The sequence below is a fragment of the Snodgrassella sp. M0351 genome (genome assembly GCF_016100575.1).
Lineage (GTDB): Bacteria > Pseudomonadota > Gammaproteobacteria > Burkholderiales > Neisseriaceae > Snodgrassella > Snodgrassella alvi.
The window spans coordinates 495,758-509,012 of the sequence record NZ_JACFSG010000001.1 but is presented as its reverse complement, the minus strand read 5'-3'; the positions used below and the strand labels follow the sequence as shown (position 1 = coordinate 509,012).

General features: G+C 43.9%; 14 protein-coding genes. 11 read left to right on the top strand and 3 right to left on the bottom strand.

The features are described from left to right. The first annotated feature begins 22 nt into the window (after positions 1 to 22). From acpS to H3V01_RS02145, 10 genes are all read left to right on the top strand, one after another. On the top strand, positions 23 to 409 hold the full coding sequence (gene acpS, locus H3V01_RS02190) for a holo-ACP synthase (RefSeq protein ID WP_025330433.1): 387 nt from the start codon (positions 23 to 25) through the stop codon (positions 407 to 409). Continuing rightward, positions 406 to 1,197, top strand: a complete 792-nt coding sequence (locus H3V01_RS02185) for an NUDIX domain-containing protein (RefSeq protein ID WP_037394061.1) — start codon at positions 406 to 408, stop codon at positions 1,195 to 1,197. The genes acpS and H3V01_RS02185 overlap by 4 nt, the downstream gene beginning before the upstream one ends. An 87-nt stretch (positions 1,198 to 1,284) precedes the next feature. Continuing rightward, complete coding sequence (locus tag H3V01_RS02180; protein ID WP_025330431.1) at positions 1,285 to 1,725, top strand: hypothetical protein; 441 nt, start codon at positions 1,285 to 1,287, stop codon at positions 1,723 to 1,725. Positions 1,726 to 1,815: 90 nt separating this feature from the next. Then, a complete protein-coding gene (locus H3V01_RS02175; RefSeq protein ID WP_025330430.1) occupies positions 1,816 to 2,121 on the top strand; it encodes an accessory factor UbiK family protein in 306 nt (101 codons plus the stop codon). 11 nt (positions 2,122 to 2,132) lie between these two features. Next, on the top strand, positions 2,133 to 3,629 hold the full coding sequence (locus tag H3V01_RS02170; RefSeq protein ID WP_025330429.1) for a YifB family Mg chelatase-like AAA ATPase: 1,497 nt from the start codon (positions 2,133 to 2,135) through the stop codon (positions 3,627 to 3,629). A 98-nt stretch (positions 3,630 to 3,727) separates the two neighbouring features. Then, positions 3,728 to 4,438 carry an SPOR domain-containing protein gene (locus tag H3V01_RS02165; protein WP_198185860.1) on the top strand — a complete coding sequence of 237 codons (711 nt, stop codon included), beginning with the start codon at positions 3,728 to 3,730 and terminating at the stop codon, positions 4,436 to 4,438. Positions 4,439 to 4,467: 29 nt separating this feature from the next. Next, complete coding sequence (locus tag H3V01_RS02160; protein WP_025330427.1) at positions 4,468 to 5,163, top strand: thiol:disulfide interchange protein DsbA/DsbL; 696 nt, start codon at positions 4,468 to 4,470, stop codon at positions 5,161 to 5,163. Positions 5,164 to 5,261: 98 nt separating this feature from the next. Next, positions 5,262 to 6,080, top strand: coding sequence for an undecaprenyl-diphosphate phosphatase (locus H3V01_RS02155; protein ID WP_038648776.1), 819 nt, complete (start codon positions 5,262 to 5,264; stop codon positions 6,078 to 6,080). Between the two features lie 151 nt (positions 6,081 to 6,231). Next, a complete protein-coding gene (locus H3V01_RS02150; RefSeq protein WP_198185859.1) occupies positions 6,232 to 7,383 on the top strand; it encodes an ATP phosphoribosyltransferase regulatory subunit in 1,152 nt (383 codons plus the stop codon). 36 nt (positions 7,384 to 7,419) lie between these two features. Beyond that, a complete protein-coding gene (locus H3V01_RS02145; protein WP_198185858.1) occupies positions 7,420 to 8,712 on the top strand; it encodes an adenylosuccinate synthase in 1,293 nt (430 codons plus the stop codon). Positions 8,713 to 8,847: 135 nt separating this feature from the next. Here the strand turns inward: H3V01_RS02145 and H3V01_RS02140 are convergent, their stop codons facing one another. Then, a complete protein-coding gene (locus tag H3V01_RS02140) occupies positions 8,848 to 9,990 on the bottom strand; it encodes a D-alanyl-D-alanine carboxypeptidase family protein (RefSeq protein ID WP_232332577.1) in 1,143 nt (380 codons plus the stop codon). 199 nt (positions 9,991 to 10,189) lie between these two features. Between H3V01_RS02140 and ilvA the strand changes: the two genes are divergently transcribed. After that, positions 10,190 to 11,722: a threonine ammonia-lyase, biosynthetic gene (ilvA, locus tag H3V01_RS02135; protein ID WP_084551640.1), complete on the top strand. Its 1,533-nt coding sequence runs from the start codon at positions 10,190 to 10,192 to the stop codon at positions 11,720 to 11,722. A gap of 160 nt (positions 11,723 to 11,882) precedes the next feature. Here the strand turns inward: ilvA and recR are convergent, their stop codons facing one another. Together recR and H3V01_RS02125 are read right to left on the bottom strand one after the other, a co-directional pair. Then, positions 11,883 to 12,488, bottom strand: a complete 606-nt coding sequence (gene recR / locus H3V01_RS02130) for a recombination mediator RecR (protein ID WP_198185857.1) — start codon at positions 12,486 to 12,488, stop codon at positions 11,883 to 11,885. A gap of 384 nt (positions 12,489 to 12,872) precedes the next feature. Further along, positions 12,873 to 13,214 (bottom strand): YbaB/EbfC family nucleoid-associated protein, encoded by a 342-nt coding sequence (locus H3V01_RS02125; RefSeq protein ID WP_025330421.1) that lies wholly within the window; start codon positions 13,212 to 13,214, stop codon positions 12,873 to 12,875. Positions 13,215 to 13,255: the final 41 nt, after the last annotated feature.

Sequence of the window (13,255 nt, the reverse complement as noted above, 5' to 3'; positions counted from 1 at the left end):
TTTTACCAGCAAAAGGATCAACATGATTTACGGCATAGGTACAGATTTAGTTAAAATTGAGCGTATTGCCAAAATGTGTAAAACCTATGGTGCCAATGCCGTAGCAGCAAAAATGCTGTCACGGATTGAAGCACTAGAGTGGCCTTCAGCCAATCATCCTGTACAGTTTCTGGCCAAACGCTTTGCCGCTAAAGAAGCTTTTGCCAAAGCCGTCCATACCGGTCTGCGCAGTCCAGTGACCTTACGCAATATCGGAATTGGTCATAATGAACTCGGCCGGCCTGAATTTATTGTTGAAAAGCCATTAGCACAATGGCTCAAACAAAAAAACATTGGCCGTATCCATTTGAGTCTCACAGATGAAGACGACTACATAGTGGCTTTTGCTGTAGCAGAGTATGCTAAATGACGCAGGATAATCTCATCGAAGTAGTTGCCGGTGTCCTTTATAACCAGCGCGGTGAATTTCTGCTTAGTTCACGTCCGGCAGGTAAAGCATATGCAGGGTACTGGGAATTTGCCGGCGGTAAAGTAGAATCAGGGGAAAGTCTGCTGGCGGCATTGCAGCGGGAATTTGCCGAAGAACTAGGCATAACCGTTAATTCAGCTACACCATGGATAAGCAAAACTCATCGTTACGAACATGCCCACGTACATTTACAATTTTATCGCATTGCAGCCGATCAGTGGCAGGGACAACTAACTGCACGAGAACAGCAAAGCTGGAGCTGGCAGCAGCCAGGTTGTCTTACTGTTACCCCCATATTACCTGCTAATGCACCTATTCTGGCCGCATTAGCCATTCCTGCTCATATGAGCGGAAATTTAAATACAGGTTTTCATACCGCGGCAAAGCAGGAACCTGCCTTAAAAATATACCCTTACCACTCAGGAATAGCAGCAGGATCAATTATTTACACACCAGCAGATCAGCTGCAGCAACTGGCGAATCTGCATCCTGTCAGCGCTATCTGGGCTATATGTCATAACAGTGAAGAGTGGCTACAGGCACAAGCAGCTGCGGCGATAATCTGGCCGGTTGGCCAGCATGAAGATATTCAGCTGCTGCTTCATCTGCTGCATAATCAGCCTTCCTCTGTACCCGTTATGGTTTTACAGCAAACAAACGCTCAGCTCATTGCACAGCCAGACTGGATGACACTGGGTGTTCATGGCATCATACTGGAACAACAATAATAAATAATACAACCTCTGTGTATTCACGACCACCTGTACTGCAATTACCGGATAATTTTTCTTAATTTATATTGGTCTGCCAATCTCATGAATCAGCCCGCAAAAAAATCAACTGCTGTTATCATCGGACTACTTATTTTTATCATAGCTGTTCCGCTTATTATTGGCATAGTTTTCTGGCATAACACCCGTACCGATGCTTTGAGCACCCTCAGTAACTGTAATGTCCGCACCGGCTGTATATTACCCGGAGGAGCTGTCATTCAGTTTACGCCTCCGGCAGATATCACCAAACCTTTTGATATCAGCATGCGTAAAGTACCTGCTTCTGTAAAACGAATCAGCATACATTTCACCATGCGCAATATGAGTCTGGGTTTTAATCGTACTGACTTCAAACCGCAGGGACAGGGGGTATGGGCAGCTTACCGTGCCGTATTGCCTGTATGTGTTGACGAACGTAATGACTTTCTTGGTGATTTAACTGTTGACGGCAAGCATTACAATATTGTATTCACTGCACCGTAAACAGCACAAGCATATAAGCATTGCATCTCAGACTGTTTCACCCGTACAATCACAGACATTGATTACCTTGCCATTAAAAGGATTCAGGTCATGATCAGCAAAAAATTTTTTGAAGACATCAGCGATAAACTCGGCGATACCATCAGTAACAGTCCCATCAAAGATATGGAAAGAAATGTTAAATCCATGCTTGGCAGTGCTTTTAACCGGATGGATTTGATTACACGTGAAGAATTCGATATTCAGCAACAGGTTTTACTAAAAACCCGGGAAAAACTGGCTGAACTGGAAAGCAGAGTGATCGCGCTGGAAGCGTTGTTAGCACAAAATAATAACAACCATGAAACCACCGATCCGGTTGCTCCGACAGATAATCATACTGATTTGTCTGACTAAGGAATTACGCCATGTCATGGGCAGTTGTTTATAGTCGTGCTCTGGCTGGCATGGCAGCACCACTTGTAGAGGTAGAAGCTCATCTGGCCAACGGCTTACCTGCATTCAGCATTGTTGGTCTGCCGGATACAGAAGTTAAAGAAAGCAGAGATCGGGTAAGAGCGGCTATTATTCAGTCCGGTTTTGACTTTCCGGCTAAAAAAATTACCGTTAATCTGGCACCCGCTGATTTACCCAAAGAATCAGGCCGGTTTGATTTACCGATAGCTATCGGCATACTGGCAGCATCCGGTCAGATTGATGGTACCAATCTACATCAGTATGAACTGGCCGGAGAACTTGGCCTGTCCGGTCAGATCAGGCCTATCCGCGGGGCTATCGCCATGGCAGAAGCAGCCAGACAGCACCAGCGTTCATTTATTCTGCCCTCAGATAATGCTTTTCAAACTGCCCTGTTACCTGATGCGCATGTTTATGGCGCTGATACATTATTGGCAGTAGCAGCTCATCTTAATCAGGACCAACCACTTTCCCCTGTTGATGTACAACATATACAACAACAGCCTGATGAAACAAACTATCCTGATATGGCCGATGTACGCGGGCAACAAACAGCCAGACTAGCACTGGAGATCGCCGCAGCCGGCGGTCACAGTATCCTCATGTCCGGACCGCCAGGAACCGGTAAATCTATGCTAGCACAGCGTCTACCCGGTATCTTACCGCCACTTACAGCCAAAGAACTCGTCAGCGTCTGGTCATTACAGTCATTGTTGCCTCACGGACAGCAAAAATACCGCCTGAACCGGCCATTTCGCTCGCCCCATCATAGTACTTCGGCTGTTGCACTAGTAGGTGGTGGCTCCGATCCCCGACCTGGTGAAATTTCACTGGCACATCATGGTATTTTATTTTTGGACGAACTGCCGGAATTCGACCGAAAAGTTCTTGAAGTTTTACGAGAACCACTGGAAAGCGGAGAAATTCATATCTCACGCGCAGCACGTCAGGCTACTTATCCGGCTAAATTCCAGCTGATAGCAGCAATGAACCCCTGCCCTTGTGGTTATCTCGGACATCCAGTTAAACCATGTCGCTGTACACCCGAAGCCATAACCCGTTACCGTGATAAAATTTCCGGTCCGCTGCTTGACCGTATAGACCTGATCATTGAAGTGCCCAGTTTACCTGCCAGTGATTTGTTACAGCAGGCAAACGGTGAAAACAGCAGCAGTATTCGTGAGCGTGTCAAAACAGCACGCTCGCGCCAGTATCAGCGTCAGGGTAAAATCAATGCTCAACTGAGCAACCGTGAACTGGATGATATAGCCCGAATCACCCCTGAAGCCAAACAAACCCTGGCCAGTGTGATGGAAAAATTGTCGCTGTCAGCACGCAGTTTTCATCGTATTTTACGTATTGCACGTACATTAGCAGATATGAATGATATACATGATGTTGAAACCAGCCACATTTTACGCGCCATAAGCTTCCGCCGTGCTTTATAATATCAGCAGAACTGAAATTGATAATGTTATCTATATAGATAACTTCCAGTTCTGAACAGAATTTGCCGTATATAATGCCAAACATAAAGGCTTTTAACATGCATATGTACACACCACTTCGTCAGGCAGGTAAGGGGCTTGTCAGCTTTATAATAGGTTTGCTTCTTGCAACCTTAATCATTGCCTGTATCCTATTCTTCCTGAATAAAAGCAAATCAGATTTTAAAATTCCTGATAATCCCGCTGCTTCTGTTCCGCCACAACCCGAAATACTTACTCCGGCCAATAGTACAACAGCATCTTCTCAAATCTTTACTCCTGATACTCCTGCGTCTTCAGGAACCACCGTTGAAACCCCGGAGACTATACCAGCTTCACAACCGGTCAATATGGGAGGGATTGAAAATGACATTACTATTGAACACACACCGACAACACAACCACCCATACCACATAAAACACCAGAAAAAACACCCAGAAAAGCACCCCCAGTCAGTCATACAGATATAACTCCGGAACAAATTCTGAATAACGGTAGTATTGAAAAAGCTCAGCGTGCAGCAGCAAAGCAGCATAGTGAAGACAAAGTTTTTTTACAAATCGGTTCATATAACAACCGTACTGATGCTGATGCCCAGCGTGCCAAACTAGTGATGCTGGGAATTAACAGCAGCGTACATAGTGCTAAAGTGAACGGTACAATCAAATATCGTGTTCAGACTGATAATCTGAGTCAGAATCAGGCAAAACAGATTAAACAAACTTTACAGCAGCATAATATCGACAGCCTGACCAGAACAACATCCTGAGTCAGCCAGTTTCATAACAGGAAATTAACATGCTAAAAAAAATCATTACTACCATGGTGACAGCAATGGCTTTTGTCACTGGCATAGCACAGGCAGCAATAGTAAAAATAGATTATGATGTACTGGATAAACCCATTCCGCAACTGCATAAAGACAAAGTAGAAGTTCTGGAATTTTTCTCCTACAGCTGTATCCACTGCTCTCATCTTGAGCCCTTTATGCTTAAAGAAATGAAATCTTTTGCGCCTGATACCTATCTGCGTCCCGTTCATGTTGTCTGGGATGATGACGTTTATTTCAATCTTGCCCGTGTTGCTGCCGCAGTAAACAGTACCGGAATGAAATTACAGGCAGACCCGCTAATCTTTGACGCTATTTTTAATAAACACATCGAATTATGGCAACCTGATGTATTTAACAAGTGGGCTATAAAACAAACTGCTTTTGACGGTCAGAAACTGGTAAAAGCCTATAATAGTCTGGAAAATTCAGCTACGGCTACCAGCATGCGTAAAATGGGCGAAAAATACAACATTACGTCAACACCTACTGTTATTGTAGGCGGTAAATACGTACTTAAATTTCCGAAAGGATTTGCAGCAGGAATGAAAACAATGAATGAACTAATTGAAAAAGTACGCAATGAGAATAGCGCGCATGCTGCAAGCACACGTAAACTACCCAAAAGCATAGGTGCTTCACTAGCAGCCTCTGCCAATCGATAGACTCTGGTCTTCGATCAAAACAATAGTGTGTTTAGCCTTAAACACACTATTGTTTTGTATAAATTTCATGGCTTAAATACACAAATACAGTAAATAAAATGGATATTGTCTTGTTTTTAAAAGCCCTGATTCTGGGCATTGTAGAAGGTTTGACCGAATTTCTGCCTGTTTCCAGTACCGGACATCTGATAGTAGTCGGTAATCTGCTGAAATTTGAGACTACAGGTGAAGTATTCGACATTACGATACAGCTTGGTGCAATTCTTGCCATTGTTTTTGAATATAAACACCGATTTGCTCATATCATTACCCATATTGGCAAAGAACCGGCTACCAACCGCTTTGTTCTTAATCTGGCTATAGCCTTTATTCCCGCAGCCATCATGGGCTTACTGTTCAGTGAACAAATCAAGCATTATCTGTTTAATCCAATTACTGTTGCTACAGCACTTGTAATAGGCGGTTTACTGATTCTCTGGATTGAAAAACGTCAGAGCCGTACCGAACCGAAAGTTAAAACTGTTGAGGACATGCGGCCTCGCGATGCACTTATCGTCGGACTGGCGCAAATTCTGGCATTAATTCCCGGTACATCTCGTTCTGGAAGTACGATTATGGGCGGCATGCTTTGGGGAATTGAGCGCAAAGCAGCAACAGAGTTTTCTTTTTTTCTGGCCGTACCAGTAATGATTGCTGCCACCGGTTACGACATGCTTAAGCATCTGCATGAATTTACCCGAGATGATTTATTGTTGATTGCTATTGGTTTTGTTGCCGCATTTCTTTCTGCCCTGGTAGCAGTGAAAGCATTACTGCGCTTTGTTGCTCATAAAAATTATATCCCTTTTGCGTGGTACCGAATTATATTTGGCGGTATCATTTTAGTTACCTGGGCTACAGGCTGGGTAAAATGGTAATCAGAATCTAATTGTCTCTGGTATAAAAACGTTAAATTGTGATAAAGTGATATTTTAAAAGACCTCAGGCACAACATTCAGCTGCCTTTCCACGTCCACGTCACACTGTTCCGTCAGGGTCAGTGTGGCTTGTATTTTGTGAGGAATCCCAATGCAGTCTTGGCAATTGCCCGAATATATTGCCGACATTCTACCTTCAGCGGCGCGCCAGCTTGAAAGCGCCAAAGAACAGCTGTTAGCACTTTATCGCGTCCATGGCTACGAACTTGTCAGCCCCCCTTTACTTGAATACAGTCAGTCCTTACTTACCCGTATTGATGAAGGGCTGTCACTAAAAACCATCCGTGTTGTCGATCAGCTTAGTGGCCGGCAGCTTGGCCTGCGCGCAGATATCACACCCCAGGTTGCCCGTATAGATGCTCATCTGCTGTCAGCCAATAGCGGGATTAACCGACTGTGTTATGCCGGTCCGGTTTTACATGCACGACCTGACGGCTTTTTAAGTACCCGGGAGCCTTTACAGATCGGCGCCGAATTATATGGATATGCGGGTATCGAAGCCGACATCGAACTTATTGATTTAATGCTAAAAAGCCTGGCACTCGTCAATGTACCCAAACCAACACTGTCACTTGGGCATATCGGTATTTTTCATACACTGGCTAATGCTGCCAGCCTGACTACACAACAGGCGGCAACTTTATTACAGCTGATGCAGGCTAAAGATGCTGCTGCAGTTCAGCAGTATGTACAACAATGGCAGCTTCCTGAGCAGTGGATTAAAGCTTTCGTCGCTTTACCTGCATTATATGGAACCCAGACAATATTGCAGACTGCCGCAGACTGTCTGCCAGACCTGCCGGAAATAAGTGAAGCGTTACAGCAGCTCCGGCAAATCTGCACTGCATTTGCAAACCATAATATATTTATTGATTTAAGCGAATTGCGAGTAGACAACTACCATACCGGGTTGCTGTTTGCTGCCTATAGCGAAGACTGGCCGGACGCACTGGCACGAGGCGGACGTTATAATGGTCTGGGTAAATATTTTGGCCGTAACCGCCCTGCTTCCGGTTTTAGTTTTGATTTACGTGATTTAATCGGGCATCTGCCTCCGGTAGAAAAACTGCGCGGCATAAAAGTCAGCGTACAAGATGCCACTGCTGCAAAAACCGAAATAGAGCAACTGCGTTCAGCCGGTGAGTGTGTCATTATTGATTACACTCCCGAATGTAACGATATCAGAGGATGCGACCGCCAGCTGGTATGGCAAAACCAGCAATGGCAGCTGATTCCTTTGTAGCAATAATTAACCCTTAGTATGAGCAGGTAAAACCATATGGCAAAAAACGTCGTTGTTGTCGGCACCCAGTGGGGTGATGAAGGCAAAGGTAAAATTGTAGACTGGCTGACTGAACGTGCCTCCGGCGTGGTACGTTATCAGGGCGGACATAATGCAGGGCATACTCTGGTGGTCAATGGCAAAAAAACTGTTTTGCGCCTGATTCCCAGTGGTATTTTACATACAGGTAAACGTTGTTTTATCGGTTCTGGTGTTGTCGTATCACCAGAAGCTTTGCTTAGCGAAATGGCTGAATTACAGCAGGCAGGTATTGATGTAACCAAACAATTAACCATTGCACCGACCTGTCCCTTAATTCTTCCCTATCATATCGCTCTGGATCATGCTCGTGAAGCAGCTAAAGGCGATAAGAAAATCGGCACGACCGGCCGTGGTATCGGACCTGCATATGAAGACAAGATTGCCCGGCGTGCAGTTCGTATTATGGATTTATTCCAGCCTGATGTTTTACAGCAGAAAATTAAAGATGCAGTAGCCATTTATAACTGCCAGCTTACCGGCCTGTACGGTCAGGAAGCACTTGATGCTGAAAAAATTTACCAGGAGACTCTGGAACTGGCCGATCAGATAAAACCAATGGTCGGAGATGTTTCCCGTGAACTGAACGACATGAATGCCCGTGGTGAATCCTTACTGTTTGAAGGTGCTCAGGGTACTTTCCTTGATATTGATTACGGTACCTATCCTTTCGTTACCTCCTCTAACTGTATTGCCGGAGCGGCAGCTGTCGGTTCTGGTGTAGGACCGACTAAACTTGATTACGTACTGGGTATTGTCAAAGCATACACAACACGAGTTGGTTCTGGACCATTCCCGACCGAACTTTTCGATAGCGTGGGTGAAGGTCTAGCAGAACGCGGCAATGAATTTGGTGCAGTAACCGGACGTCCGCGCCGCTGCGGCTGGTTTGATGCTGCTCTGATGAAACGGTCTATCCAGGTAAATGGTATTTCCGGCTTATGTTTAACTAAACTGGACGTTATGGACGGCATGGATAGCATTAATATTTGTGTCGGTTATGATTATAACGGGCAAAAAATAGATATTTTGCCTTGTGGTTCCGACGCCGTTTCTGCCTGTACGCCTATTTATGAAACAATGCCGGGCTGGCAGGAAAGCACTTTTGGTCTGAAATCATACGACGCACTACCAGACAATGCTAAAGCCTATCTGAAACGTATTGAAGAAATTTGCGGTGCTCCGATTGCCATGATTTCTACCGGTCCTGATCGGGAAGAAACCATTCTGCTCCGTCATCCTTATGAATAACTGAAATTAAAAATAAACCCATCAGCTGATGGGTTTATTTTTAAAACAAATCAATCAATTCAGCACATATTACCTTTAAACTGATTAATTAGTCGCTTAGATAAATGCTTATCTCTCAAAAAGCAGCCGGCTTTATCAGTTAAAAAGGTTATGCCACCACATGGCGATACCATCCAGCCAGCGACCAAACCCGCTTGCTTCTCCCACATTTTCCAGTGCCACAACATTCTGTCGGGCAATTTCCTGTTTACCTGACAGCAATTTTAAAGTTCCGATATTCTGGCCTTTGTACACCGGTGCTACCACTGGTTGAACAGACTCCAGCTCTACAGATAATCGTTTAACACTACCAGAAGGCAAAGTGACATAAGCATCACCTAAAAAACCTGCTGCTACTTTCCTGTGTGCACCTTTATAAACAGTAATATCACTTACTTTATGTCCGGCCGGATATAATCTGACCGTATTAAAATTAGTCAGAGCCCAGCTTAATAATTTACTCCCCTCTGCTGCTCTGGCCTCACTACTGTCAGCTCCTACAAGTACAGCTACAATTTTGCGTTCATTGCGTTTACTGCTTACAACCAGATTGTAACCACCATGTATAGTATAGCCGACTGCCAGACCATCTACCTGATCATCTCTGAATAGGAGCAAATTACGGTTTAACTGAGTAACACCATTATAAGCAAAAGATTTTTTAGCAAACCAGCTCTGATATTGCGGAAAATCGCGCACCAAAGCCTGAGCCAGCAGCAGCAGATCCCCCACACTACTATATTGTCCCTCTGCCGGTAATCCGGTGCAATTGACAAAATTGGTATTTGTCAGTCCCATTTTTTGCGCCTCAGCGTTCATCTTGCGCACAAATGCTTTTTCGTTTCCGCTCACAGCCTCAGCCAGCGTAATTGCTGCATCGTTAGCTGAGATAACCAGCATACCCTGCACAACGGTTTCCACATTTACCAGAACACCCTGCTGTAAAAACATCCGGCTACCATCTGCCTGCCAACCGGTAGCGGAAACTTTCAGCGGTTGCTGCGCTTTCAGTTTACCCGTATGCAAAGCATCTAATACCAGATAAGCTGTCATTAGCTTTGTCAGTGCAGCAGGTTCAATCCGGGCATCTTTATCACGGCTGGCCAGAACTGTACCACTTTGCTGATCTGCCACTGCATATGCAGCAGCATTAATTTCAGGCATAGTTACAGCATGTGCCGGTAGCAAAACACTCATCAGCACAATTGTAATGAACCAGCGAAAAAAATTTCTCATCATTTCTATTATCAAATTTAAATCTGAATTAACCGCGATTAACTACTTCCATAACCGCTTATTATAAACAGTAGTCTGCACAAGAGAAGCAATATTGGCAAATTTACTTGCATAAAAAAAACAGCCGCGTTATCGTTAATTTTTGATTAATTCAGTTAAGCAGATAATCTGCAAAATAAAATCATTTTTTTCATTCTACATTATGAACAATCACACAAACTACCTTACCCGCATTCTTACTGCCGCAGTATATGATGTGGCCATTGAAACACCCTTGGATTATGCTGCTAATCTGTCAGATCGACTCAACAATCACATCTGGCTGAAACGGGAGGATTTACAACCAGTATTCTCTTTCAAAATCCGCGGGGCCTATAACAAAATGGCCAAACTGGATAAAAATGCCCTGGAAAAAGGTGTCATCACAGCCTCGGCCGGCAATCATGCTCAGGGCGTAGCGCTTTCAGCACAAAAACTGGGGTGTGAAGCAACTATCGTTATGCCACAGACCACACCACAAATTAAAATCGATGCTGTAAAAAAACGCGGTGGCAAAGTAGTACTGGCCGGTGAGTCCTATAATGATGCCTACAACCATGCCATGCAACTGGTTGCCGAAAGTGGCCTCACATATATTCCACCGTTTGATGATCCTGATGTCATTGCCGGACAGGGTACCATCGGTATGGAAATATTACGCCAGCATCCGAAACCTATTGATGCTGTATTTGTTGCTATTGGTGGAGGCGGGCTGGCTGCAGGAGTGGCGGCGTACATTAAAAATGTACGTCCGGAGGTCAAAGTAATCGGCGTAGAAACTGAAGATGCCTGTGCTATGAAGCAATCTATTGCTGCCGGCAAACGCATAGAACTTAAAGAAGTAGGTCTGTTTGCGGATGGGACTGCAGTTAAACTGGTAGGTGAAGAAACATTCACACTATGCAAAGACTTACTGGATGACATTATTATTGTAGATACCGATAGTATTTGTGCAGCAATTAAAGACATTTTCGATGATACCCGCAGTATTACTGAAACCTCCGGTGCACTGGCTCTTGCCGGATTAAAAGCCTATATCGCCCGGAATCAATGTCAGCATCAAAATCTAATCGCAGTAACCAGCGGTGCAAATATGAATTTCCATCAACTGCGCCACGTCTCTGAACGCTGTGAACTGACAGAGGGACATGAAGGGATTTTTGCGGTAACCATCCCGGAAAAACCCGGTAGCTTTCGTTTTTTCATTGATCTAATCGGTAACAGAAATATTACCGAATTCAATTATCGCTATGGTGATGACCAGAAAGCCCATATATTTGTTGGTATTCAAAGCAATGATACTGCTGATTTACAGACTATCGTACAGGAACTGAACAACAATGGTTTGCCGGCTCTGGATCTCACTCATAACGAAATGGCCAAACTGCATATCCGGTATATGGTAGGTGGTCGTACCAGCAAAGTGGCTAATGAACGTTTGATTAGTTTTGAATTTCCTGAGCGACCGGGTGCCCTGAGACGTTTTCTGATACATATGCAATCCGACTGGAACATTACTTTGTTTCATTATCGCAATCACGGAGCCGATTTCGGCCGCGTACTGGTAGGTTTGAATATTCCCCCGGCTGATGCAGAAAAGTTCTATGCATTTCTGGATAATGTGGGTTATATCTATCAGGAACAAACTCACAATGCCGCTTATCAGCTATTTCTGAGCGAATCCGCCACCTCCTGATAATTAATCAGAAATACAACCACAAAACAACAGACAGAGTAATTGCTAAAATTACTCTGTCTGATTTCTTAAATGAATCTGTAACTGGCTTAATCTTTCCTAGTGATATTTTTATTCTCCATTCTGCCATTAAGCCGATTTTATCTGTAAATTATACTGTTTACTTTACATTACGGCGTTCATAAACAGCCTGAGCCAGAGTACCCGCATCTATGTATTCCAGTTCTGCTCCAAGTGGCATACCTCGCGCCAGACGCGTAACTTTTGCCGGAAAATCAGCCAGTAATTGTGCCAGCACATACGCAGTAGCATCTCCTTCAGCAGTAAAATTGGTAGCAATAATAATCTCATCTACTTCATGATGCTGTAATCGCGTTACCAGTTTATCCAAAGCAATGGCCTGCAAATCTGCTCCCTGAGCCGGACTAACCTGTCCCATCAATACAAAATACATACCATCATGGCAATGTGCTGATTCCATACTGGCTACATCCACCGGCATTTGTACTATCATTAATCGCCTGGTGTCACGCTGCTCATCAGAACAAATTGCACACAATTCACCTTCACAGAAAGTATTACATAAACGGCAATGCTGTACCTGTAATAAAGCAGCTTGAATTGCTTCCACCAGCTCTTCTGCGCCCTGACGCTGGTGCTGTAATAATTCATAAGCCATGCGCTGCGCTGTTTTAGGGCCAACATTAGGCAATACTTTTAATGCATTGGTTAAGCGGCTAAATGCGTCCACTTGTTTTGTACTCATTCTTTACCTGTAACAAACTCTTAAGTCATACATAAAACCAGCCCGTTTTCACTGATTGACTACCCGGATCTATTCCATAAAAACTATAGACTATTTTATATAGCTCTCATGTAATTAAACTCTCATCAAACCGGAAGAAACGGAACTGGCTTCATCAACTCAGACCAAATATCTTCACCTTACCCAACCTGACATTTGTATACCATGTAAGATTACCATCAGACTAATCCGGATCACTTATCATCCTGCCTTCTGAACTTCAATATAACATTTTATCTGCTTAGTTTCGTAACTAAGCAGAAAACAATGGTTTTAATGATAACAACTTAAACTAAAAACAATAAAAAAGGGTAACATAACCGTTACCCTTTTTTATTGGCGTAATTATTTAAATAAATCTCCCATACCTGCTGGTAAATTCATACCCTGAGTAAACTGACTCATACGTTCTGAAGAAGTTGATTCAGCTTTACGTACGGCATCATTAACCGCAGCTGCAATCAAATCTTCCAGCATCTCTTTGTCATCAGCGGCATCAGCAAGCAAACTGTCATCAATATGGATACGTTTTACTCCATAGTGACAATTCATGGTTACTTTAACCATACCAGCCCCAGATTCACCTTCCACCTCTACATTAGCCAGATCAGCCTGCGCCTTTTTCATGCGTTCCTGCATCTGTTGCGCCTGCTTCATCAAACCACCCAAACCTGCTTTTCCAAACATAATATCTTCCTTACACGTCAATTAAATAGAGAGAAAAAATT

Coding starts and splice junctions, on each gene's coding strand:
- acpS (WP_025330433.1), top strand. CDS start 23: ATGATTTACGGCATAGGTACAGATTTAGTTAAAATTGAGCGTATTGCC.
- H3V01_RS02185 (WP_037394061.1), top strand. CDS start 406: ATGACGCAGGATAATCTCATCGAAGTAGTTGCCGGTGTCCTTTATAAC.
- H3V01_RS02180 (WP_025330431.1), top strand. CDS start 1,285: ATGAATCAGCCCGCAAAAAAATCAACTGCTGTTATCATCGGACTACTT.
- H3V01_RS02175 (WP_025330430.1), top strand. CDS start 1,816: ATGATCAGCAAAAAATTTTTTGAAGACATCAGCGATAAACTCGGCGAT.
- H3V01_RS02170 (WP_025330429.1), top strand. CDS start 2,133: ATGTCATGGGCAGTTGTTTATAGTCGTGCTCTGGCTGGCATGGCAGCA.
- H3V01_RS02165 (WP_198185860.1), top strand. CDS start 3,728: ATGCATATGTACACACCACTTCGTCAGGCAGGTAAGGGGCTTGTCAGC.
- H3V01_RS02160 (WP_025330427.1), top strand. CDS start 4,468: ATGCTAAAAAAAATCATTACTACCATGGTGACAGCAATGGCTTTTGTC.
- H3V01_RS02155 (WP_038648776.1), top strand. CDS start 5,262: ATGGATATTGTCTTGTTTTTAAAAGCCCTGATTCTGGGCATTGTAGAA.
- H3V01_RS02150 (WP_198185859.1), top strand. CDS start 6,232: ATGCAGTCTTGGCAATTGCCCGAATATATTGCCGACATTCTACCTTCA.
- H3V01_RS02145 (WP_198185858.1), top strand. CDS start 7,420: ATGGCAAAAAACGTCGTTGTTGTCGGCACCCAGTGGGGTGATGAAGGC.
- H3V01_RS02140 (WP_232332577.1), bottom strand. CDS start 9,990: ATGATGAGAAATTTTTTTCGCTGGTTCATTACAATTGTGCTGATGAGT.
- ilvA (WP_084551640.1), top strand. CDS start 10,190: ATGAACAATCACACAAACTACCTTACCCGCATTCTTACTGCCGCAGTA.
- recR (WP_198185857.1), bottom strand. CDS start 12,488: ATGAGTACAAAACAAGTGGACGCATTTAGCCGCTTAACCAATGCATTA.
- H3V01_RS02125 (WP_025330421.1), bottom strand. CDS start 13,214: ATGTTTGGAAAAGCAGGTTTGGGTGGTTTGATGAAGCAGGCGCAACAG.